Raw genomic sequence first — 21,933 nt, 5'->3', positions numbered from 1 at the left:
TTCTCCCCCTCAGCGGGCCGCCGGCAGATTCAGCTCGCGCCTCCCGCCCCCTGCCGGAAGCTGCAGCGCCGGCAAGAGGTCGAGGATTTTTTCCGCCGGGAGCTTGCCGCCCCTGTGCTGGAGGTAAAAGACATCCTGGGCGATACCCTCTTCGGTATTGATGACCGCAGCGATGATATCGATCCGGTGCTCGCAGAGACGCAGCGCGATGTCCCGCAGCAGGCCGAACCGGTCGGGGAGAAAGAGCTCGAGGATAGTGTGATCGGCAGACGCCTCATTGTCGATCTCTATGAACGTTTCGAATCTGAAGAAGCCCTCTCCCGGCGCATTGCTCGAAAAAAGGCCTGCCGTCCTTTCCTGCGGCGCTGTTGCACAGGCGGTGACAGCCGCCCCTTTCGCCACAGGGAGTATCGCTGCCCGAAGGTCGTTCCTGATCTGCTCTTCCATGCCTGTCCACCACACCTCGCTCCAGTTAGAGACGGTGATCTTGTCGATCACGAGCCCGGTCGCCCCGGTATAGAGCCGTGCGCTTCTTATGTTGAGTCCTTTCGAGCTCAGGACTCCGGCGATATTCGCAAAGAGTCCGGGCATGTCGCGGGTCGCCAGGGCGACCTCCGCAGTGCCGTCCTCCCGTTCCGTTATGGTCGCAGCGATCCCCTCTCCCCGGGCCCTTTCCGAAAGCGCGTAATCGGCGTTTATTATATCATTTGTATTGGCAATCAGGTACCTGCCCGGCATGGTGGCGGCGAACTCCTTCAGTCTGCCTTCGGCTACGGTCAACTGCCCCTTCGCTCCCTTCAGGTGCTCTTTGGTCCTCGTATAGAGCGCGTGGAGAAGATAGGCCTTCCATTCTGTCCAGAAGCGGGGATTCACCGCGGACATATCCGCATAGGTCATGAGGTAAAGAGCGTCGAGGTTTTCTTCGTACTCAACGACTTCAGCCAGCTGTGCGATGGTCTCGGGCGCATCGATATCGCGCGTCAGGGCGAGCTTCGAGAGGACGATGTGGTTCTTTACGAGAAAGGAGATGATCTTCCGGTCGACGCGGTCTATAGCGAACCGCTCCATAACCCCTTTCAGCATGCTGTAGCCCGCCTCTTCGTGCTGCTTGGATATCCCCTTCCCTATATCATGGAGGAGCACGGCGAGGAAGAGGACCTCCTGTTTCACCTTTTTGAGGATATCGCCGAGGTAGAAGAATCTCGCCTGCCGGCCCTCCCTGATCGCTTCGATGTTCTTCAGCGCTATAAGGGAGTGTTCGTCGACGGTATACCGGTGATACGGCTCGGATATGACGAGATGCCGCAGCGCGCCGAATTCGGGGATGAACCGGTCGAGCACCCCGGTCTCGTGCATCTCCCGTATCGTCTGGTAGACCCTGCCTCCCCGCAGGATGCCCATGAAGTGCTCTGCAGCGGTCCTGGAGGCCCTCGTTCTTTTATTGATGAAGAGCGACCTGCTCCTGATGCTCTCTTTCAGGTGAGCGCTCAATCGTTTTCCGGTCGATGAGGCGAGGGCAAAGGCTTCGAATATCTTATCCGTATTTTTAAGGAGCGCTCTGTCCTTGACAATGATCTCGTCTTTCGAGAGAGAGAAGTCATCGGTAAGCCTCTTCACGCTGAAGCTCATCGGAACGTTCACGTAGCGGCGGCCGCAGAGGCCCATGATCCCGGAAAGGACATCGGTTACGGTCCGGGCCTTTTTGTAATAAAGCCGCATCAGGATTTCCTCTGCGGTGAAGCGTTTGGTATCCTTGAACCCGAGCAGTGATGCGGCGCCCTCCTGGAGCTCGAAGGAGAGGACGTCGTTCTTCCGCCGCGAGAGCGCATGGAGCCCTGCCCGCGTCTTCAGCAGGAAGTCATAGGCGCGGAGCAGCTGGCGGCAGTCGTGAGCGGACATGAGCGACTCGAGCGCCCGGAGATCGGCGAGATGCAGCTCGACCCTGGCGAGCCACGCCAGTGAGTGGAGGTCCCGCAGCCCCCCCTGGCCCTCTTTGAGGTTCGGCTCGAGGAGGTATATCGACTCGGCATAGGTCTTATGCCGGGTAGCGATATCCCTCAGGAGCCCGCTGACGAACTCCTTCTTCTTTTTGAAGAGGATCTTCTGGTAGCTGTCTTTCCTGAAGTCGTCGAAGAGATCCCGGCTTCCGGCGAGGAATCTCGACTCGATCAGCGTTGTCCGCGTGGCAATGTCCGCCATCGAATCCTCGACGCATTCATCCAGCGTCCTGAAGCAGTGGCTTATGTTCAGCCCTTCATCCCAGAGGCGATACAGTACTGCCTGGGCGGTCCCGGCGGTACGGGCGTCCCTCGACCTGCCGAGCAGCATGAGATCGATATCCGAATAGGGAGCCATCTCCCTCCGGCCATACCCTCCCACTGCTACGAGGGCGAGACCGCAGGGCAGCGCCTCTGCCGGAAATCGCCGGCGCACCGCAGCTCTTCTGTCCGGAGGCGATGCCGGTGGAGGCGGGGTGGTGACCTCCCCCGTGGTGACCTCATTGAAGAGGGCGATGAGGAGGGTATCCACAATTCCGGTCAGTGAGTGGCAGAGTGCTGCACCGTCTTGTCCGGAGCGCAGGAGTACCACGGTCTCTTCACATAACCTCTCGCTGAACGTCTGCTTCATCGCTCTGAAATCATACCCTTCCGGCGTCGGGACGCTTTAAGAGTTTACCATATTTCAAGCCATCAGCTTTCAGCCATCAGCAGTCAGTCATCAGCCTTGCTATTCTCAGCTTTGTCCTCGAGTCTTATTGCTGATAGCTGATTGCCGAGAGCTGATGGCTGATGGCGATTGATTAATAATTTTAATAGAATTATATAGTTTATAGGATAATTTCGACGTTATTGGTACAATACTCTCTCATGGACGATAAACTGCTCAATAAGATCCTGAACGATTTCTCCGCTGCCAACGGGAACCTTATTACGCTCCTGCAGAGAATTCAGGATGCCTTCGGTTATGTGCCGGAGCATGCCGTCGCCTGGTTTTCCCGCAAGCTCGATATACCCGAGAGCAGTTTTTTCGGGGTGATCACCTTCTATCCCAAGTTCCGGCTCAAGCCGGTCGGCAAGAATACCGTCACCGTCTGCTGCGGTGCCGCGTGCCATATCAAGGGAGGCGACAAGATTCTCAAGAAGGTCAGGGAGACCCTCTCTCTGCCTGAAGGCGAAGATACGACCGCGAATCTCTCCTTCACCGTAGAAAAGGCGACCTGCATCGGCGCCTGCAGCATCGCTCCGGTCGTTATCCTCAACAATGAGGTCTACGGCACTACCGACCCCGAGGGCGTCGCCAAGCTCCTCAAGGGATACGAGAAGGAGGACGAGTTCCTCGGCTATCTCTTGTAAGCCTCCTGGACGGGCAATGGAAGATACGTCAATCGAAATAAAAGTCTGCCTCGGCACGTCGGGGAGGGCGTCGGGCGGGTCCGATGTGATCAGGTCCTTCAAGCGCCTCATCCAGGAGAGCGGCATCGAGGCGCGCATAGGGAAGCGGTGCGGCTACAAAGAAGTCGGATGCAGGGGCTTCTGCTCAAAAGACGTGCTCGTCGACGTCATCATAAACGGCAGTAAGCGCACCTACCAGTCGGTAAAGCCTATTATGGTCGAGCGCATCGTGAAAGAGCACATTCTCGACGGAACGCCTGTCGCCGAGTGGCTCGTCAATGACGATTACGAATCGTTCCACAGCAAGCAGCACAAGATCGTGCTCGGCCCCTGCGGCGAGATAAGCCCCGAGAGCATTGACGAGTATCTCGGCATGAACGGTTACAAATCCGCGCGCCGGGCCATCACCTCCATGACGCCGGATGAGGTGATCAAGAAGGTCTATCTCTCCGGGCTGCGGGGGCGGGGCGGAAGCGGATTCCTTACCGGAAGAAAATGGAAGATATGCCGGAACCAGCCGGATGCGCCCAAGTATATCATCTGCAACATCGGCGAGGTGAACAGGGCGCTCGCCGAGGGGAATCCCCACGCGATCATCGAGGGCCTGCTGATCGGCGGGTACGCGATCGGTACGGACAAAGGGTATCTCTATATCCGCGAGCGGTACCACCTCTCGGTCGAGCGGCTGCGCACCGCGATTGCGCAGGCCCGGGAGAAGGGCTTCCTGGGAAAGGGCCTCTTCGGCACCGGGTTCGATTTCGATATAGAGTTCAGCTTCGGCACCGAGGCCTTCATCTGCGGCGAGGAGACGGCGCTGATGGAGTCGATCGAGGGCAAGCGGGCGATGCCGCGGCCGCGGCCCCCCTTCCCTGCCCAGCGGGGGCTATGGGGAAAGCCGACGGTCATCAATAATGCCGAAACGCTCTCCAATATACCCATCATTATCGGCAAAGGGCCTGCATGGTTCTCCTCGATCGGAACGGAAGAGAGCAAGGGCACGAAGGTGTTCACCCTCTCCGGCAAGGTGAAGAACAACGGTCTCGTCGAAATCCCGATGGGCATGTCGCTGAGAGATATCGTGTACGGTATCGGCGGCGGCATCGACGGCGGGAGGGCGCTCAAGGCGGTCCAGGTCGGCGGCCCCTCGGGCGGCCTCATCCCGGTCTCGATGATCGATATGGGGCTCGACTACGAAAACCTTTCGAAGGTGGGCAGCATCGTCGGGTCAGGAGGCATGGTGGTCTTCGATGAGGAGGACTGCATCGTCTCGGTCACCCGGTTCCTGCTCGAATTCCTCCAGCGGGAGTCCTGCGGCAAATGCACGCCCTGCAGGGTCGGAACCAAACGCATGTTCGAGCTGCTGACTAAAATAACCGACGGCAACGGCGAAGAGGCCGACCTCTTCACCCTGGAACGGCTCAGCGCGATCATGTCCGCCTCGTCGCTCTGCGGTCTCGGCAGGACCGCTGCCAATCCTTTCATCACGAGCCTCTCCCACTTCAAAGGCGAGTACCTCGCCCACATCCGCGATAAGAAATGCCCCGCCGGCGTCTGCACGGCGCTGATCACCTTCGTGGTAGCGGACGACCTGTGCAAGGGGTGCGGGCTCTGCAGGAAGAAGTGCCCTGCGAACGCCATAACCGGCGAGGTGAAGAAGCCGCACCGGATCGACAGCGGCCTCTGCGTGAAGTGCGGGGCCTGTTACAAGGCATGCAAATTCAAGGCGATAAAGAAAGTATAGCCATGGAGAACAAGAGAACGGTTCGCTTCAGGATCAACGGCATCGAGGGTGAAGCCCCGGAGGGGACGACGGTGCTCGCAGCTGCGCGCCGGATGGGAATCGATATCCCCGCGCTCTGCCACCATCCCCGGATATCCTCTTCGGGCGCCTGCAGGATATGTCTCGTCGAAATAAAGGGACAGCCGGTGACCTCCTGCACCACCGAGGTGGAAGAGGGCATGGAGATCATCACCAACTCGCCGTATATCGAGGACCTCCGCAGGGATATCATCGACCTGATGCTCAGCGATCACCCCTACGACTGCATGGTCTGCCAGAAGACGGGCGAATGCGAGCTGCAGGAGCTCGCCTACAAGTACGGGATACGGAACCCGATCTTCAGCGGCGAACGGAGAGTCTATCCCCGAAAAGACGGCAATCCCTTTATCGACCGGGATATGGAGAAATGCATACTCTGCGGCCGCTGCGTCAAGATCTGCCACGAGGTGCAGGGAGCAGGCGCCATCGATTTCGCTTACAAGGGATTCTCGACCAAGATATGCCCGCCCTTCGAGCGGGACCTCGATTGCGAGTTCTGCGGCCAGTGCGTCATGGTCTGCCCTACCGGCGCGCTCGTGGCAAAGGACTGGATCGGGAAGGGACGGTACTGGAAGATACGGGAGGTGGATACGACCTGTCCCTATTGCGGCACCGGCTGCACCATCACCCTGCATGTAAAAGACAACGCCATCGTGCGCGTGACGGCGAAGGAGGAGAAGGGCGTCAATAAAGGGCTTCTCTGTGTCAAAGGCCGCTTCGGCCACGAGTTCGTCGCGAGCCCCGACCGCCTTACGAAACCGCTTATAAGAATAAAGGACCGTTCAAACCGCTCAAACCGTTCAAGCCGTTCAAACGGTTTAAACGACTTGAACGGCTTAAACGGTTTGAACCAGGCTTTTAGAAACGGTTTGAACGGTCTTTTCAGAGAGGTTTCGTGGGACGAGGCGCTCGATTATGCTGCCCGGCGGTTGCGGGAGATACGGGATGCCCACGGGCCTGACGCCATCGCCGGGCTCTCCTCTGCCCGCTGCACGACCGAAGAGAACTTCCTCTTCCAGAAGTTCATGCGCGCGGCGGTGGGCACGAACAACGTCGACCACTGCGCCCGGCTTTGACACGCGCCCACGGTGGCCAGTCTGGCCACGATCTTCGGCTCGGGAGCGATGACCAATTCGATTCGCGAAGTCGAAGGAAACGAGGTCATCTTCATCATCGGCTCCAATACGAAGGAGTCCCACCCGGTCATCGCCAACCAGATGATCACGGCCTGCCGGAAGGGAGCGCGCATCATCGTCGCCGACCCGCGCAAGATCGCCATGACGAGGTTTGCCGCCCTCTGGATGCGGCAGCGGCCCGGGACCGATGTGGCGCTCCTCAACACCATGGCCCATGTCATCCTCAATGAGGGGCTTCATAACCGATCGTTCATCGATGACCATACAGCGGGATTCGACGAGTGGAAGCGGTCGCTCGACGAGTTCACGCCCGAGGCAGGCGAGCGGCTCACCGGCGTCCCGAAAGAGACGATCATCAAGGCAGCGGTCATGTACGGAAGCTCCCGCAAGGCGGCTATCTACTATACGATGGGCATTACCCAGCATGCCCACGGGACCGCCAATGTGAACGCAATCGCGAACCTGGCGCTCCTGACCGGCAATATCGGCAGGGAGAACACCGGTATAAATCCGCTGCGGGGACAGAACAATGTCCAGGGCGCCTGTGATGCCGGCTGCCTGCCGAATGTCCTGCCCGGGTACCAGCGGGTCGCCCTTCCCGAGGTCCGGAAGAAGTTCGAGCATGCGTGGGCGGTCTCACTCCCCTCGAAGCCGGGCCTGACAGCGCCCGAGATCACGGAGAAGGCGGCGGAGGGAGCGATCAAGGCGATCTACGTGATGGGAGAGGACCCGGTTCTGGGCGAGCCCAACAAGCAGCATACGGTAAAAGGGCTCGAGCGGCTCGAGTTCCTCCTGGTCCAGGATATCTTCCTCACCGAGACGGCCATGCGCGCCGATGTCGTGCTGCCGGCGGTCTGCTTCGCCGAAAAGGAAGGCACCTTCACCAACACCGAGCGCAGGGTGCAGCGCGTGCGCAGGGCCGTGCTCCCGCCCGGCGAGGCGAAGGCCGACTCCTGGATCATCGCCGAGCTCTCGAAGCGCATGGGCTGCGAGATGAACTACGCCTCGCCGGAAGAGGTTTTCGAGGAGCTCGGCAGCCTCTGGCCGGCCCTCGAAGGAATAACCTACACCAGGATAGAGGAGAAAGGAATCCAGTGGCCCTCTCCCACCCGGAGCCATCCCGGAACGCCCTTCCTCTATAAAGGAGGATTTCCTCGCGGAAGAGTCTCCTTTACCCCTGTCCCCTTCGCCCCGCCGAGGGAGGAACGGAGCGGAGACTTCCCCTTTGTCCTGACGACGGGAAGGAACCTTTTCCAGTACCATTTCGGTTCCATGACGCGCCGGGTGTCCGCTATCGAGAAGCACGCCGGAAAGCCCTATCTCGAGGTCAATCCCGACGACGCCCGCTCGCTCGGTATCGAGGATGGAGCTCCCGTCACCGTGACCTCTCGGCACGGGAGCGTTTCGCTGGGGGTGCGCATCACCGAACGCGTCGCCCGTGGGGAGGTCTTCCTGCCGCTCCACTATGCCGAAGCAGCCGCAAATCTGCTCACCAGCGAAAAGGCGCTCGACTATGCGAAAACGCCCTCTTATAAATACACCCCGGTGCGCATTGAGCCGCTGCCGGCGTTAAATTCCGACGAGGAGGAACAGTGATGGCCGACATACGCGTCGAATTGCAGGTCCAGACCCTCTTGAGGGGGCTCGACGAGAATGAGATCGGGAAGATCATTCCGCTGCTGACGACTCTCAACGCCCAGAAGGACACCTCTGTCTTCAGGGAGGGCGAACCCTCACGGGGGATTTATATGATCACCAGGGGCCGCGTAGAGATCTCGAAGACCACTCCTGACGGCTGGCGGCAGCCGCTGGTCATCCTGAGCAGGGGCAACTTCATGGGCGAAATCGCGGTCCTCGAAAAGACCCACCACTGCAGCGACGCAAAAGCCTTTGATGCGGCGGAGCTATTGCTGTTTCCCACGGCAGCCTTCGAGGAGATGGAAAAAAAAGAGCCGTTTATTATGTTGAAGATCATAAAGAATATTGCTATAATTTCGGGAATGAACGTTCGCCGCATGAATGACAAGTTCATCAAAGCGCTCGTGAATTACTAAGCCTCACCTCCGCCTTGTCTCAAAAATAAAATATAAACAGAACGCAAGGAGGTCAGTATGCCGCTGGATCCAACGAAGCACGCCGATTGGGAAATCGCCGAAGCAGCAGAAAAGAACATGAAGACCGTCTACGAGCTGGCCGAGCAGCTCGGACTCGAGAAGCAGGAGCTCCTCCCCCACGGCCACTACGTCGCAAAGGTCGATTTCAAGAGCGTCCTGGAGCGTCTCAAGAACAGGCCTGACGGCAAATACGTAGACGTCACCGCGATCACCCCGACCCCGCTGGGAGAGGGAAAATCGACCACCACCATGGGTCTCACCCAGGGCATGGGGAAACGCGGCAAGAATGTCGTCGCCGCGATCCGCCAGCCTTCCGGCGGCCCGACCATGAACATCAAGGGCTCGGCAGCGGGCGGCGGTCTTTCGCAATGCATTCCCCTCACCCCGTTCTCGCTCGGTCTCACCGGCGACATCAATGCGATCATGAACTCCCACAACCTCGCCATGGTCGCCCTTACCTCCCGGATGCAGCATGAGGCGAACTATACCGACGAGCAGCTCGCAAAGCGGAAACTGAAGAGGCTCAACATCGATCCCCGCAATGTAGAAATGAAGTGGATCATCGATTTCTGCGCCCAGGCCCTCAGAAACATAGTCATTGGCCTCGGCGGCAAGACCGACGGTTTCATGATGCAGTCCGGTTTCGCGATCGCGGTCTCTTCCGAAGTCATGGCTATCCTGGCCGTCGCAAAAGACCTCAAGGACATGAGAGAAAGAATGGGCAAAATCGTCGTTGCTTACAGCAAGACCGGCGAGCCCGTCACTACCGAAGACCTCGGCGTTGCCGGCGCCATGACCGCCTGGATGGTCGAGGCGCTGAACCCGAACCTCATGCAGACCATCGAGGGCCAGCCGGTGTTCGTCCACGCTGGTCCGTTCGCCAATATCGCCATCGGTCAGTCGTCGATCATCGCCGACAGAGTCGCTCTCAAGCTCGGCGATTACAATATTACCGAGTCGGGCTTTGCCGCCGACATCGGCTTCGAGAAGTTCTGGAACCTCAAGTGCCGCTACTCAGATCTCAAGCCGAATGCGGCCGTTCTCGTCGCTACTATCAGGGCATTGAAGTGCCACGGCGGCGCTCCGATCCCGGTCCCCGGCAAGCCGATTCCTGAGGAGTACAAGGGCGAGAACGTGGGCTGGGTCGAGAAGGGCTGTGACAACCTGATCCACCTGGTAAATGTTATCAAGAAAGCTGGCATCAACCCGGTTGTCTGCGTTAACGCCTTCTACACCGATACCGAGAACGAGATCAAGGCTGTCCGGAGGATTGCAGAGGCTGCCGGCGCCCGTGTTGCTGTCTCCAAACACTGGCAGTACGGCGGTGAGGGCGCACTCGAGCTCGCCGACGCAGTCATCGACGCTTGCAACGAGCCGAACGACTTCAAGTTCCTCTACGAGCTCGACACCCCGCTCCGCAAGCGCATCGAGCTGATCGCCACCGAGGTTTATGGCGCAGACGGTGTTGATTATTCTGCCGAAGCTGCTGCAAAGGCGAAGCGGCTCGAGGCTGATCCCGAGATTGCGAAGCTCGGCACCTGTATGGTCAAGACCCATCTCAGCCTTTCGGACAACCCGAACCTGAAGGGTGTCCCCAAGGGCTGGAGGCTCTCTATCCGCGACATCCTCACCTACAAGGGAGCTGGCTTCGTCGTTCCTGTCGCAGGGTCCATAACCCTGATGCCGGGGACCGCTTCAGACCCCGCCTACCGCAGGGTCGATGTCGATGTCGAGACCGGCAAGGTAAAGGGCGTGTTCTAATATCTCACTTCATCATGAAAGCCCTCCGGCACTACACCGGAGGGCTTTTTACTACCGGCTCTCTCTATAATCTGAACTGTTTGACGACTCCCTGGAGCTCTCCGGCAACCTTGTCCAGGTCTTCAGCGGTCCTTGCTATCTGTGCAGTTCCTGAAGCGAACTCCTTTGACGCGTCGGCCACACCATTGATATTGGTGACCATCGAATCAACGGTTACCGACTGCTGGTTCGATGCAGTCGCCATGTGGCGGATAAGCCCTGTCTGCTCCTCTATCTTCCGGACGATTTCTTTAAGGGATTCTTCAGCCCTGTTGGCCCTTGCCACAACGTTGCTCACATCCTCCAATCCCTGGCGCATGTGCGTCGAGGAGCGGTGCGCTCCGCCCTGAATGGACTTGATCATCCCGGCTATCTCGGTCGTTGCTGCAGCGGTACGTTCAGCGAGCTGCCGCACCGAATCGGCGACCACCGCGAATCCCCGTCCCTGTTCACCGGCGCGCGCCGCTTCAATGGCTGCATTCAGGGCGAGCAGGTTGGTCTGATCCGCGATATCCTTGATCACCGACGATATCTCGCCGATCTTTTCGGAATCACGGGAAAGCTCGTCGATCGACGAGGATATGGTATCGATAGAGGCCGCCACCGCCTTTATCCCCTCGATCGCGTCCCTCACCACCTCTTCTCCGGATTGCGCCATCTTTCTCGTTTCCTCCGCTGCTTCCGAGGTGGACTGCGCGTTCCGCGCGACGTCGAGTATGGCGTGCGACATCTCGTCGGCCGATGATGAGAGAGAGGTCGTCTGCTCGGCCTGCGACTGCGAGCCCCGCGACAGTTGCTCGGCGGTTGCCGACAGCTCGCTTGCAGAGGTCACTACGATATCGACCTTTTCAGAAACATGGGAGATGCTCGTGTGGAGCTTTTCAACGAGGTCGTTGAATCCTTTGCACACCGCCCCTATCTCATCGTTGCTCTTTACGCTGAGCCGCCTCGTCAGGTCGCCGCTGCCTTTGCTGATGTCGATGACCATATCCGCCGTCTCCCTCAACGGGTTCGAAATGGAAGCGCTTATCCACCCCCCCATGATCAGGGCAATGATCACCGCCGATACGCCGACCAGACCCACCATGACGATAGTGGAATTGGCAACCTTATTCACCGATAGTACTGCGGCCTCCTGGTTCGATCCGGCGACCGACACCTCCTTGTTGCTCTCTTCGAGCTGCTTTGCAACGATGTCTTTCATCCGTGCGTTGAGCTTTTCGAGCTCCTCCAGGTGTGCCAGAGATGCCCTGAGCCGTTCGACAACACCCCCTTGCTTTGAAAACTCGCTTTTCATTGCAGCGAGCGCTCCCAGTGAAGCGGAGAGCATTTTCATTTCATTCTGATAGTTGCCCTTGCTCAAAAGAGCTCTCAACTTCTGGCCTGTTGCATCCGCCTGGGCAATGAGGCTGTTTATCAGGACCACCGCACTCTCGAAACCCTGGCGGTTCCGTTCGTTTATACAGTGGTTGATGTGCGATTCGATCGAAGCGTTCAAAAGTGAAAGCGATGACGACAGGGTAAGGACATTGTTGGTATCGGAGAATGCATTGACCTGCTTCGACATCCCCCCGGTAGTTGCCTTCAATGCCGAGCTCGCGTTTTCCATCTCGCGTTCCACCGTGGGCATCATGTAGGTGATTTCATAGCTGCCCTCTTTTGCCAGCGTCTCGATCCTCTCTTTCAGGCTGTCGTCCTCATCATTGATCTGCTTGAGCTTCAATGCCGCCAGACCTTTTGCCGCCGTGACCTTCTCGTTGAGTACATTGAGCCTCTGGAGCATATCGCCCGCTGCTTTCTCCATTCCCTTCGTATTCTTCAGCGCCTGTATGACATTTTTGATCGTTGCGCCGATATTCTCCCGCAGCTGTGCAACCGACCGTTTGTCATTCGTCGAGGGGATGCGGGAGATGTAGAGGTTCAAGTCTTTAAAGCCGTCTCGCACGATGGAAAGATTGGTCACCTGCTGGTTTGCCGCGATGAGGCCGTCGACGCCGGTGATCATGGTACCTGCCGTGCCCTGCTGGAGCCGTCGTATCGAGGTGTCCAGCTCCTTCATCTTTCTTGACGCCTCCGCCACTCTGGCTTTGATTGCATTGACTGCAGCAGCCGCTGTATCGTGGGCAACGAGCTTTTTTTCAACAGTGTTGAGGATCGAACCGGTCAGGTCCGAAATCGCCCGGTCTTCCGAGGAAGCGCCTGCCCTGAGCTTTGCGATGTCTTCACCTGCCTTCTTAACCTGGGAGAGCGTTGAAGAAACGCCTTCCGCCGACTGCTTGTACTCGCCGAGCGACGCCGCTGTCGACATGGTGAGGAGGCTTGCTGCATGGGCCTGAAGCGCCCGCTGCTGATTCAATGCCTTCAACTGGTAGGGGGTGGTTTTTTGGGTCAGTTCATTGATATTGCCGCGTATGGACCTGATGCCGATAACGGCTGCTCCGACGACGAACGTCATCGCCACGAGCACCACCACGGCATTGAGCCTCAGTTTTACCTTGATTGTCACGAAAGCGCTCCTTATGTTGCCGTATCATCACATCCCCCCTCCCCTGCCGCCTCTCTCGGGTTCCCCTACTCCTCGAGAGACGCCGGAGCGCCCACCTTTGCCCTCACTGCCGACCAGTCGGCAAACGTTATCGCAGCCTTCTCACGGTCCATTTTATTGATGATCTCAAAGTAATCGAGCTGATATTTGTCTTTCTTCACTTCAGCCGCTTTCTTTCCCCGCACCGCATACACGGTCTGTACCGACTGGTGGTCCCAATCCCTCCAGTACTGCTCGTCCTTGAGGCCGGTATACTTATGTCCCTCCAACGCCTTTATTACCGCCGCGGTATCGAACGTTTTGGCGCGCTCCACCGCCTCCTTGTACTGGTAGAGAATGACATACGCCGAAGCCCCTGATGTCGTCGGATAGCGTTTGTACTTTCCCTCGAATTTTTTGACAAAGTCGACGCCCTTCGGATAGTTCTCATCAAAAGGTATTCTCCAGGTCCAGGGCAGCGCGCCTATCACCCCTTCCATTGCTTCGGGGCCTGCGCCTTCGGCCATATCCTCGGTGAGATTGGGAACCACTATCTGCATCGTATCTTTCAATCCCATCTCATACGCCTGTTTGACCGATATTTCCATGTCACGACCGAACTGCACCAGGACGAGCACCTCTGCGTTCACCTCTTTTGCTATGCCCAGCACATTCTTGAAATCAGTGGTGCCGAGCTTGGTGAGTATTCCTTTATGGGCATCCTTATCGGTAGTGCCGGTCTGTTTCCTGAATTCATCCTCGGTAGTCCAGCCCCAGGTATAATCCGCCGTTATATAAAAGAATTTTTTCCCCGAAAAGTTCTTTTTCAGATAGTCCGACAGCGCCCGCGCCGCCATACCGGAGTCGTAGCACTCCCTGAAGAGGTATTTATGCCCTTCCTCGCCGGTCGTCTCGGTGGAATAGGTCAGGGTGCCGAAAAAGAGTTTTTTCTTCTGCTTTGCAACCTTTCCCGTTGCGATTGCTACGGCGCTCGATGACCCCCCGAAGACCATCTCCACCCCCTCTTTCTCGAAGAGCTCGAGGGCGTTCTCTTTTGCCTGTTTCGCGTTACTTTTAGTGTCACGGTAGACGAGCTGCACCTTTTTTCCCATGATGCCGCCGCCTGCATTGATCTCCTCTACCGCCATATCAGCGGCACGGCGCTGGTCCAGTCCCTGTTTCGAATAAGGACCTGTTTCAGGATAGTTGAGCCCGATCTTTACCGCATCGCTTGCCGAAGCATGAAAAACACCGCCGAAAACCATGCAAAACGCGATAAGTGAAACAAGAAGAATATACGCCCGAGCATTGCCTTCCCCTGTCATTCCATCCTCCCTGTTGTGTGACGTGCGTTGCCGTGCACGTAGTTTTCTCCCCCGCGTCTCTGAGCTCAAGGAGCTCTTGCGTTACGATAAGTAGCATCAGTATAATGCAAGCATACTAGTGCTTTTATCGGTGCTTGCAGGTGAATCTTTACTTGGTGTTACCTTTAACGCTCTCCATGAAGACAGGGGCATGAGGAATAAAAAGGGAGGCGTTTTATCAGGAATGGAGTTAAAATAAGTAAAAATGCGCCGGATATGGTTTTCTCTATGAGAGTGTCCCAAAAAATCGTTATTCCCCTTCTCGTTCCTCTTGTCCTCTCCGTGGCACTGCATCTCTTCGTTATCGCAGGCGTCACGTCGCGCGGGGGATTCATGCTTCCTGCCCCCCTTTCTACAACACTACTCTTAGCGCGATTGGTAGCAGAAGACCGGCCCGTTACCGATAAAGGTGGCAAGGAACCCTCTTTATCAGCTCCGGTACCCATGCCCCTGATGAGCACATCCGGTGAATCATCCTCAGAGGAAAAGAATGCCGGCCCTCCTGTTAAGAAGGAAGAAACACGCCTTAGCGGAGAAGAGAGCAGCGTTGGTGACCAGCCTCCCGGAGAGCACATAAGCCGCACGGAGCCGAAGGATGCCGAAGCTCTTCCACAAAGCGCCGGGAATACCGCTGAACCGGCTGCTGCAGAGCAGCAGAAAGTCGAAGCGCTTGCTCCTCTTTTAAAAACAGCATTCCAGGAGCGACTCGCCTTCGATATCTACTGGGCAGGGATCTACGTGGGCAGCGCTGTTCTCGATGCGGTCAGCAGCGAGGACGAGGTCACCATCACCTCGAGGGTGCGCTCCGCTCCCGTCATCTCGGCGTTCTACAAGGTGGAGGATTTTTCGGAGAGCAGGATCGTCGGGGGCGTTCCGGCGCATTTCAAGATAAAACAGCGCGAAGGCAAGTACCGCAGCGACAAAGAGACGCTCTTCGATTTCGCGTCGAAGAAGATCACCTTCCTCAACCATCTCAAGGGGACCAGAGACGAGCACACGGTTGCGGAGCCGCCGATATGGGATGTCATTTCCGGCTTCTACTACCTGAGGACACAGACCCTCGAGATCGGCAAGCCGGTCTATATCGATGTCTTCGACAGCAACAAGTTCATCAAGGTCGAGGTGAAGGTCCTCGCCAAAGAGCAGGCGGAGCTGCCGGGAGGCGGCGATGTGGAGACCATCAAGGTGCAGCCGGTCCTCACGACCGATGGGCTCTTCAAGAAGAGCGGGGATATCTTCATCTGGCTCACCAATGATGAACGGAAGATCCCGGTGAGGGTCGAGACCAAAGTTCCCATCGGCACCGTCACCGCAAAGCTCAAGTCCCTGGATGCAGGGCATGCTAATGAATAGGGAGGGGGAGCGAGGCGAGGCATTTGCGCTCATTCTCGACGGGCATCCGGCCCGTCTCCGAGGCGGGGCAGCTCGGAATCGAGTCGTACCGACCCGCTTCACCATCCCTGGATTTCGCCAGGGCTGCCCATGCCGCTCCAAATGCCTCGCCTCGCTCCCCCTCCCTATTCATCCTCACGTAATTGCCCTATCCCTGACTAGAGATGGATGAAAGAATAGCTCCGTTTAGGTTATAGTAAAAAGTTATTGTATCACTTGAGAGGAGTTTTCAGAGAGCGTTCTCATGCAAGAGTTTATCGTCATCAAGGGTGCGCGGGAGCACAACCTCAAGAATATCGACATCTCCATTCCGCGGGACAGGATAACGGTGATCACCGGCCCCTCGGGGTCGGGCAAGTCGTCCCTCGCCATGGATACCATCTATGCCGAGGGACAGCGGCGCTATGTCGAGAGCCTCTCCGCCTATGCGCGGCAGTTCCTCGAACAGATGCAGAAGCCGGACCTCGATTCCATCGACGGGCTCTCTCCTGCCATAGCCATCGACCAGAAGACGGTGACCAGGAGCCCCCGCTCCACCGTGGGGACCATCACCGAGGTCTACGACTACATGAGGGTCTTCTACACGAGGATCGGCATCCCTTACTGCTACCACTGCGGCTCCATCATCTCGACCCAGGATATCACGAACATCATCACTGCCGTCTCATCGCTTCCCGAAGGCACGAGGATACAGGTGCTCGCCCCGATTGTGCGGGGGAGGAAGGGAGAGTACAAGAAAGAGCTCCAGAAGATGAGGATGGACGGCTTCGTCAGGGCCCGCATCGACGGGACCATGGTGGAGCTCACCCACGACATTTCGCTCAAGAAGCAGCAGATGCATACCATAGAGATCGTCATCGACCGCTTCATTATCAAGCACAGCGTCGAGCGCCAGATAAAGCAGGCGATAGAGACCTCGCTGAAATACGCGGATACGGTCATCATCAACCTGGTCGATGAGCAGCGGGACATCCCCTTCAGCAAGACGCTCGCCTGCCCCCAGTGCGGGATCAGCTATCCCGAGATTGAGCCGCGGCTCTTCTCCTTCAACAGCCGCTACGGCGCCTGCCCGCGCTGCAACGGCATGGGATTCGAAGGTCTGGGCGACGAGGAGCAGGGTGACGACATGTACAACCACGAGCTGACCCACCTCACGCCCTGCAAGCTCTGCAGCGGCATGCGCCTGCGCAAGGAAGCGCTCCATGTGAAGGTGGGGACGACGAACATCGGGCAGTTCTCGCGGATGTCGGTCGTCGAGGCGCAGCAGTTCATCGCCGGCCTCGCCCTCTCCGAGCGCGAGCTGGCGATCTCGAAGAGAGTGATAAAGGAAGTAGCGGACCGCCTGTCGTTTCTCGATAAGGTGGGGCTCGGCTACCTGACCCTCGATCGGCCGTCGCTGACGCTCTCCGGGGGAGAGGCGCAGAGGATCAGGCTCGCGACGCAGCTCGGCTCATCGCTCACCGGCGTCCTCTACATCCTCGACGAGCCGAGCATAGGGCTCCACCCCAGGGACTGCTCCAAGCTGCTCCGGAGCCTCGACGCCATCCGGGATGCCGGCAATACCGTGGTCATCGTCGAGCACGATGAGGAGACGATCAGGAGAGCGGATTATATCATCGATATGGGTCCCGGCGCAGGCAAGAACGGCGGATGGGTGATCGCCGCCGGTTCGCCCGGAGAGATACAGGGGAGCGAATCCTCCGTCACCGGCCGCTACCTGAGCGGCAGGGCGACCATCCCGGTTCCCGAGAAGAGGAGGAAGCCGAAGGACTTTCTCATCATCAGCAATGCAGCGGAGTTCAACCTGAAGAATATCAATGTCACGCTCCCGCTCGGGACCTTCGTCTGCGTCACCGGGGTCTCGGGCTCGGGCAAGAGCACGCTCATCTTCGAGATCCTCTACAAGACGCTCGCGAAGCACCTCTACGCAAGCAATGTCATCCCCGGCAAGCACGACGCCATCGAGGGGCTCGAAAAGGTCGATAAGGTCATCTGCGTCGACCAGTCCCCCCTCGGAAGGACCCCGCGCTCCAACCCGGCGACCTATACCGGCATATTCACCTTCATCCGCGACCTCTTTACCCAGCTTCCCGTGGCCCGCGCCCGGGGATACAAGGCGTCCCGTTTCAGCTTCAACCTGCCCGGCGGCCGGTGCGAGGCATGCCAGGGCGACGGCCTGAAGAAGATCGAGATGCATTTCCTGCCCGACGTGTACGTCACCTGCGACGTCTGCAAGGGCAAGCGCTACAATAAGGAGACGCTCGACATCTACTACAAGGGCAAGAATATCTCCGATATTCTCGAGATGACCATCTCGGAGGCCCAGGAGTTCTTCAGCGCCATTCCCCCGCTCAGGCAGCGCCTCGCCGTTCTCGAGGACGTGGGCATGGGCTACCTGAAGCTCGGCCAGCCCGCCACCACCCTCTCGGGAGGCGAGTCGCAGCGCCTGCGTCTCGCGAAAGAGCTCGGCAAAAAGGCGACGGGGAATACGCTCTATATCCTCGATGAGCCGACGACCGGGCTCCACTTCGTCGATATCCAGCGCCTGCTCAACGTGATCAACCAACTCGTCGATATGGGCAACAGTGTGGTCGTCATCGAGCATGATATCGACATCATAAAATCAGCCGACTATATCATCGATCTCGGGCCTGAAGGCGGCAACGACGGAGGGAAGATCATCGCCACGGGCACTCCTGAAGAGGTGGCGAAGAACAAGAAGTCCCACACCGGCAAATTCCTCGCCCAACGCATGGTCTAGCGGCTGTATGCTCCCTCAGACCGGCAGAGGGCCTCTTCCCGGCGGGATTCATCGCTCTAACGGCAATATCCTTATGCGAGCCTTGTCCTCGTCTATACTGACAAGAGCGCCTTCCTCGAGCTCGCGCCGGAAATCATGCAATACTTTGATGATATGCTTTTTCGCGCTCTCCGGCGCCAGATCCTGGAAGCGCAACTGAATAACACTGGGGGCATCGGCTCCCGTTGCCGCAAGGATAGTCCCGAAGTCGAGATCATGGGTTATTACGATATACCCGCTCCCTTTGGCCCATGCCATAAGCTCTTTATCCATCGCAGCAGCAGATCCGACAGTTGACCAGTGAATCGCTTCTATCCCCTCACCTGCAAGCACTTCGCCCCATAGGGGAGAGAGATTCATATCGATCAGGAGTCTCATCTTGGCAAGAGTCTCATACCGGCTGAAAGGGAAGATCGACCTCTTCCGATCTCCAAGCGGCGTATGAAAGCGCCTCATCGATATCCGGAGCCTCCAAATAGGGATAGAGTTCTAAGATCTCCTCTCTGGAATGGCCGGCAGCGATCATCCCGACGATCATACCGACTGTAACACGCATTCCCCTGATGCATGGTTTGCCGCCCATTATCTCGGGGTTAAACGTTATCCTCGTCAGCCTCTTCATTGTGCTCACCTCGCCTTACTGTTACTTTATTCTCTTTTGCGGTAAAGTGACACCCTTCGAGCAGCTACCTGAGCGATCGTCGGGTGCCCGTATCAAAAACCGATTAATGATAATATGCTACACCGATTAAAGACAAGAACTATCGTCCAGGCCGACCAACAGACAAGCAGGCTTTCTGAATGTCCGTATCAGCACTCCCGGAACGGCGAGAGCGAGCGGACTTCTCTCACGACCTCGGGGAGTACCGCGAGCAGATGATCGATATCCTCTTCGGTCGTATACTTGCATAAGGAGAACCTCAGGGAGCCGGTCACCAGGTGGTGCGGCAGTCCGAGGGAGAGGAGGACATGGGAAGGCCCCGTGCTCTCTGCACTGCAGGCCGACCCTGTCGAGCAGGCGATGCCCCGCTTGTCGAGGGCATGGAGCAGCAGCTCGCCTTCGGCATTGGTGAAGGAGAAGTGCGCGTTGCCCGGAAGTCTCAGCCGGGCATGACCGTTGAGCCGGGCGTGGCGGATATTTTCGATGACGCCGTTGATCAGCCGGTCTCGCAGCCGGGTCAGCCGCTGCTGTTCTTCCCCGACCCCTCCCGAGGCGATCTCTACCGCCTTTCCGAAACCGACGATACCCGGCACGTTGTGGGTGGAGGCCCGCCTCCCCTTCTCCTGGTTGCCGCCGTGCATGAAGGGGCCGATCCTCGTTCCCTCTCTGATAAAGAGCGCTCCCACCCCTTTCGGCCCGTAGAGCTTATGGGCAGAGACGCTCAGGAGGTCCGCCTGGAGGTCGCTTGCCGTAAAGGGCAGATGCCCGAAGGTCTGCACCGCATCGGTATGGAAATAAATACCCGCCTCCCGTGCGATGGCCCCGATCTCTCCGACGGGCTGCATCGTGCCGATCTCGTTGTTCGCGTGCATGACGGAGATGAGGACCGTCCTGCTCGTGATCGCCTTCCTGACATCGTCCGGCGCGACGAGCCCCTCGCCGTCGACAGGGAGATAGGTGACCGAGAAGCCGTTCTTTTCGAGAAAGGCGCAGGACTCGAGAACAGCGTGGTGCTCGACAGCGGAGGCGATGAGGTGGTTGCCGCGGCTGCGGTTGGCGAAAGCGACGCCTTTGATCGCTGCGTTATCGCTCTCGGTCCCCCCGCTCGTAAAGACGATCTCGTACGGCCGGGCTCCCAGAGCTCCCGCGACGACCGCTCTCGCGTCCTCGACCGCGGCCCGAGCCTCGTATCCGAGGGAGTGCATGCTCGAGGGATTGCCGTAGACTCCACTGAAATACGGCGACATCGACCGGACGACCTCGGGATCGGCCGGCGTGGTGGCGGCGCAATCGAGATAGATCCTCTTCATCCGCCCTCGCCCCTCTCCTGGTAAGCGCTACTCTTTAAAGAGCCATGTCGAGAGGTACCGCTCTCCGGTATCGGGGAGCACGACCACGATGAGCTTGCCCCTGTTCTCTTCCCTGCGCGCTGTTTCGAGGGCGGCCCAGGCAGCGGCGCCGCTCGAGATGCCGACGAGGATACCTTCCTCCCGTGCGAGCCTCCTCGCCGTTTCACCCGCCGCCTCCTCCGTGACCTTGATCACCTCATCGATGATCCCCTTGTTGAGCACATCGGGGACGAACCCCGCTCCGATGCCCTGGATCTTGTGCGGCCCGGGGCTGCCGCCGGAGAGCACCGGGGAGCCGGCCGGCTCCACCGCGATCGCCTTGAACCCGCTCTTTCTCTTCTTGATGACTTCAGAAACGCCGGTAATCGTCCCCCCGGTGCCGACGCCGGCAACGAGGATATCGACCGCTCCGTCGGTATCGTTCCAGATCTCCTCTGCAGTCGTCTTCCTGTGTATCTCGGGGTTCGCCGGGTTCTTGAACTGCTGCGGCATATAGGAGCCCGGCGTTGCAGCGCATAACTCCTCCGCCTTCCGTATAGCGCCTTTCATGCCTTCCGCTCCGGGGGTCAGCACGAGTTCCGCCCCGAATATCTGGAGGATATGCCGCCGCTCCACGCTCATGGTTTCCGGCATGACCAGTATCAGCCGGTAGCCCTTTGCCGCTGCAGCGAAGGCGAGCGCAATGCCGGTATTGCCGCTCGTCGGCTCTATGATGACCGAGCCGGCTTTCAGTATCCCCTGCTGTTCGGCGGCCTCTATCATGGCCACCCCGATCCGGTCCTTTACGCTCGAAAGCGGGTTGAACGACTCGAGCTTGGCAGCCACGGTCGCAACAGCTCCCCGCGTCACCCGGTTCAGCCTCACCAGCGGCGTCCCGCCGATGGTCTTCGTAATATCGTCGAATATTCTCATCATTCTGCTCCTTGGCCACTCCTTGGCTATTCCTTTATCCCTGATGTCATTGCGTGTCCTCCTGCTACGCTGCAACCGCTGCCGAAGCGGCAACGTTCGCCTGCTCCGGCAGCGGGGCATCGCTCTTCCGCAGGGTGACATAAATCCCCCATACCCCCTCTGCATCCGGAGCGAAGTGGACCGCCTCGCGGGTCAGCACCGAGACCGTGTAGGCGAGCTCATCGAGCTTCTCGCGGACCTGGTCGACAGACCCTTCCCCCACGTCATAGAGCTCGAGAATATCGATGAGCTCTCCATAATCATCCGTACAGTACGATTCCAGGATAAATCGTGAAGCGTGCGGGACCAGGGACGGCGACGCTGCCCTCTCCTTCGCCCTCCCTATCTGGTGCTTCAGCCGCTCCAGGCACAACCCGTATATTTTGACTCCCTCGTTCATAAAGACCCTCCTCTGGCCCTGATAGTGGAGGCCGGCCGTGCCGGCGTCCCCGATGCCCTGTAAAAGCAAGCGCCGTGCCACGACTGTTTCAGGGGGAAACTCCTTCCGCCCGCCCCCGGAGAGGGGTCTTTTTGTATATTATTTTATCATGCTGTTAATTTTTTAAACATAAGGCAGCCCTGTTTCGCTGTCCCGGTACGCAGTCTTGCACCCTGCTTCTATGGTACCATA

The 21,933-nt window shown here is 58.3% G+C and carries 15 protein-coding genes; 7 read left to right on the top strand and 8 right to left on the bottom strand.

Annotated elements, in window-relative coordinates; genetic code table 11:
- Nucleotides 1-9 precede the first annotated feature (9 nt).
- Entirely contained in the window at nt 10-2,628 is a 2,619-nt protein-coding gene (glnD, locus tag AB1805_01685; GenBank protein ID MEW5744139.1) for a [protein-PII] uridylyltransferase, read from the bottom strand.
- Nucleotides 2,629-2,867: 239 nt separating this feature from the next.
- Here glnD and AB1805_01680 point away from each other — a divergent pair, with 239 nt between their 5' ends.
- The 5 genes from AB1805_01680 to AB1805_01660 are packed head-to-tail and all read left to right on the top strand — an operon-like array spanning nt 2,868 to nt 10,222.
- Nucleotides 2,868-3,353: an NAD(P)H-dependent oxidoreductase subunit E gene (locus AB1805_01680; protein ID MEW5744138.1), complete on the top strand. Its 486-nt coding sequence runs from the start codon at nt 2,868-2,870 to the stop codon at nt 3,351-3,353.
- A gap of 16 nt (nt 3,354-3,369) precedes the next feature.
- On the top strand, nt 3,370-5,133 hold the full coding sequence (locus AB1805_01675) for an NADH-ubiquinone oxidoreductase-F iron-sulfur binding region domain-containing protein (GenBank protein MEW5744137.1): 1,764 nt from the start codon (nt 3,370-3,372) through the stop codon (nt 5,131-5,133).
- On the top strand, nt 5,103-7,943 hold the full coding sequence (gene fdhF, locus AB1805_01670) for a formate dehydrogenase subunit alpha (GenBank protein MEW5744136.1): 2,841 nt from the start codon (nt 5,103-5,105) through the stop codon (nt 7,941-7,943). Before AB1805_01675 ends, fdhF begins: the two co-directional genes overlap by 31 nt.
- A complete protein-coding gene (locus tag AB1805_01665; GenBank protein ID MEW5744135.1) occupies nt 7,943-8,401 on the top strand; it encodes a cyclic nucleotide-binding domain-containing protein in 459 nt (152 codons plus the stop codon). The genes fdhF and AB1805_01665 overlap by 1 nt, the downstream gene beginning before the upstream one ends.
- 57 nt (nt 8,402-8,458) lie before the next feature.
- Nucleotides 8,459-10,222 carry a formate--tetrahydrofolate ligase gene (locus tag AB1805_01660; GenBank protein ID MEW5744134.1) on the top strand — a complete coding sequence of 588 codons (1,764 nt, stop codon included), beginning with the start codon at nt 8,459-8,461 and terminating at the stop codon, nt 10,220-10,222.
- A 64-nt stretch (nt 10,223-10,286) separates the two neighbouring features.
- Here the strand turns inward: AB1805_01660 and AB1805_01655 are convergent, their stop codons facing one another.
- On the bottom strand, nt 10,287-12,767 hold the full coding sequence (locus AB1805_01655) for a methyl-accepting chemotaxis protein (GenBank protein MEW5744133.1): 2,481 nt from the start codon (nt 12,765-12,767) through the stop codon (nt 10,287-10,289).
- Nucleotides 12,768-12,832: 65 nt separating this feature from the next.
- Nucleotides 12,833-14,110, bottom strand: a complete 1,278-nt coding sequence (locus AB1805_01650; protein MEW5744132.1) for a substrate-binding protein — start codon at nt 14,108-14,110, stop codon at nt 12,833-12,835.
- Between the two features lie 492 nt (nt 14,111-14,602).
- Between AB1805_01650 and AB1805_01645 the strand changes: the two genes are divergently transcribed.
- The gene (locus AB1805_01645) at nt 14,603-15,502 is read left to right on the top strand and encodes a DUF3108 domain-containing protein (protein ID MEW5744131.1); all 900 of its coding nucleotides are present in this window, start codon (nt 14,603-14,605) and stop codon (nt 15,500-15,502) included.
- A gap of 283 nt (nt 15,503-15,785) precedes the next feature.
- Nucleotides 15,786-18,302, top strand: a complete 2,517-nt coding sequence (gene uvrA, locus AB1805_01640; protein ID MEW5744130.1) for an excinuclease ABC subunit UvrA — start codon at nt 15,786-15,788, stop codon at nt 18,300-18,302.
- A 48-nt stretch (nt 18,303-18,350) separates the two neighbouring features.
- On the opposite strand, the gene AB1805_01635 is transcribed toward uvrA, so the two are convergent.
- The 5 genes from AB1805_01635 to AB1805_01615 all read right to left on the bottom strand — a co-directional run bounded on the left by AB1805_01635 (nt 18,351) and on the right by AB1805_01615 (nt 21,702).
- Nucleotides 18,351-18,719 (bottom strand): DUF5615 family PIN-like protein, encoded by a 369-nt coding sequence (locus AB1805_01635; GenBank protein MEW5744129.1) that lies wholly within the window; start codon nt 18,717-18,719, stop codon nt 18,351-18,353.
- A 13-nt stretch (nt 18,720-18,732) separates the two neighbouring features.
- The gene (locus tag AB1805_01630; GenBank protein MEW5744128.1) at nt 18,733-18,963 is read right to left on the bottom strand and encodes a DUF433 domain-containing protein; all 231 of its coding nucleotides are present in this window, start codon (nt 18,961-18,963) and stop codon (nt 18,733-18,735) included.
- Nucleotides 18,964-19,151: 188 nt separating this feature from the next.
- Nucleotides 19,152-20,312 (bottom strand): cysteine desulfurase NifS, encoded by a 1,161-nt coding sequence (nifS, locus tag AB1805_01625; GenBank protein ID MEW5744127.1) that lies wholly within the window; start codon nt 20,310-20,312, stop codon nt 19,152-19,154.
- 27 nt (nt 20,313-20,339) lie between these two features.
- Nucleotides 20,340-21,266 carry a cysteine synthase A gene (gene cysK, locus AB1805_01620; protein ID MEW5744126.1) on the bottom strand — a complete coding sequence of 309 codons (927 nt, stop codon included), beginning with the start codon at nt 21,264-21,266 and terminating at the stop codon, nt 20,340-20,342.
- 61 nt (nt 21,267-21,327) lie between these two features.
- Nucleotides 21,328-21,702, bottom strand: a complete 375-nt coding sequence (locus AB1805_01615) for a hypothetical protein (GenBank protein MEW5744125.1) — start codon at nt 21,700-21,702, stop codon at nt 21,328-21,330.
- Nucleotides 21,703-21,933 lie beyond the last annotated feature (231 nt).

The organism is Nitrospirota bacterium (genome assembly GCA_040752355.1).
Lineage (GTDB): Bacteria > Nitrospirota > Thermodesulfovibrionia > Thermodesulfovibrionales > Dissulfurispiraceae > JBFMCP01.
This window is presented reverse-complemented; position numbering and strand designations above follow the sequence as displayed.

Bases quoted from the DNA above. Each gene is read 5' to 3' on its own strand.
- glnD (MEW5744139.1), bottom strand. From the start codon at position 2,628: ATGAAGCAGACGTTCAGCGAGAGGTTATGTGAAGAGACCGTGGTACTC.
- AB1805_01680 (MEW5744138.1), top strand. From the start codon at position 2,868: ATGGACGATAAACTGCTCAATAAGATCCTGAACGATTTCTCCGCTGCC.
- AB1805_01675 (MEW5744137.1), top strand. From the start codon at position 3,370: ATGGAAGATACGTCAATCGAAATAAAAGTCTGCCTCGGCACGTCGGGG.
- AB1805_01665 (MEW5744135.1), top strand. From the start codon at position 7,943: ATGGCCGACATACGCGTCGAATTGCAGGTCCAGACCCTCTTGAGGGGG.
- AB1805_01660 (MEW5744134.1), top strand. From the start codon at position 8,459: ATGCCGCTGGATCCAACGAAGCACGCCGATTGGGAAATCGCCGAAGCA.
- AB1805_01650 (MEW5744132.1), bottom strand. From the start codon at position 14,110: ATGACAGGGGAAGGCAATGCTCGGGCGTATATTCTTCTTGTTTCACTT.
- AB1805_01645 (MEW5744131.1), top strand. From the start codon at position 14,603: ATGAGCACATCCGGTGAATCATCCTCAGAGGAAAAGAATGCCGGCCCT.
- uvrA (MEW5744130.1), top strand. From the start codon at position 15,786: ATGCAAGAGTTTATCGTCATCAAGGGTGCGCGGGAGCACAACCTCAAG.
- AB1805_01635 (MEW5744129.1), bottom strand. From the start codon at position 18,719: ATGAGACTCCTGATCGATATGAATCTCTCTCCCCTATGGGGCGAAGTG.
- AB1805_01630 (MEW5744128.1), bottom strand. From the start codon at position 18,963: ATGAAGAGGCTGACGAGGATAACGTTTAACCCCGAGATAATGGGCGGC.
- nifS (MEW5744127.1), bottom strand. From the start codon at position 20,312: ATGAAGAGGATCTATCTCGATTGCGCCGCCACCACGCCGGCCGATCCC.
- cysK (MEW5744126.1), bottom strand. From the start codon at position 21,266: ATGATGAGAATATTCGACGATATTACGAAGACCATCGGCGGGACGCCG.
- AB1805_01615 (MEW5744125.1), bottom strand. From the start codon at position 21,702: ATGAACGAGGGAGTCAAAATATACGGGTTGTGCCTGGAGCGGCTGAAG.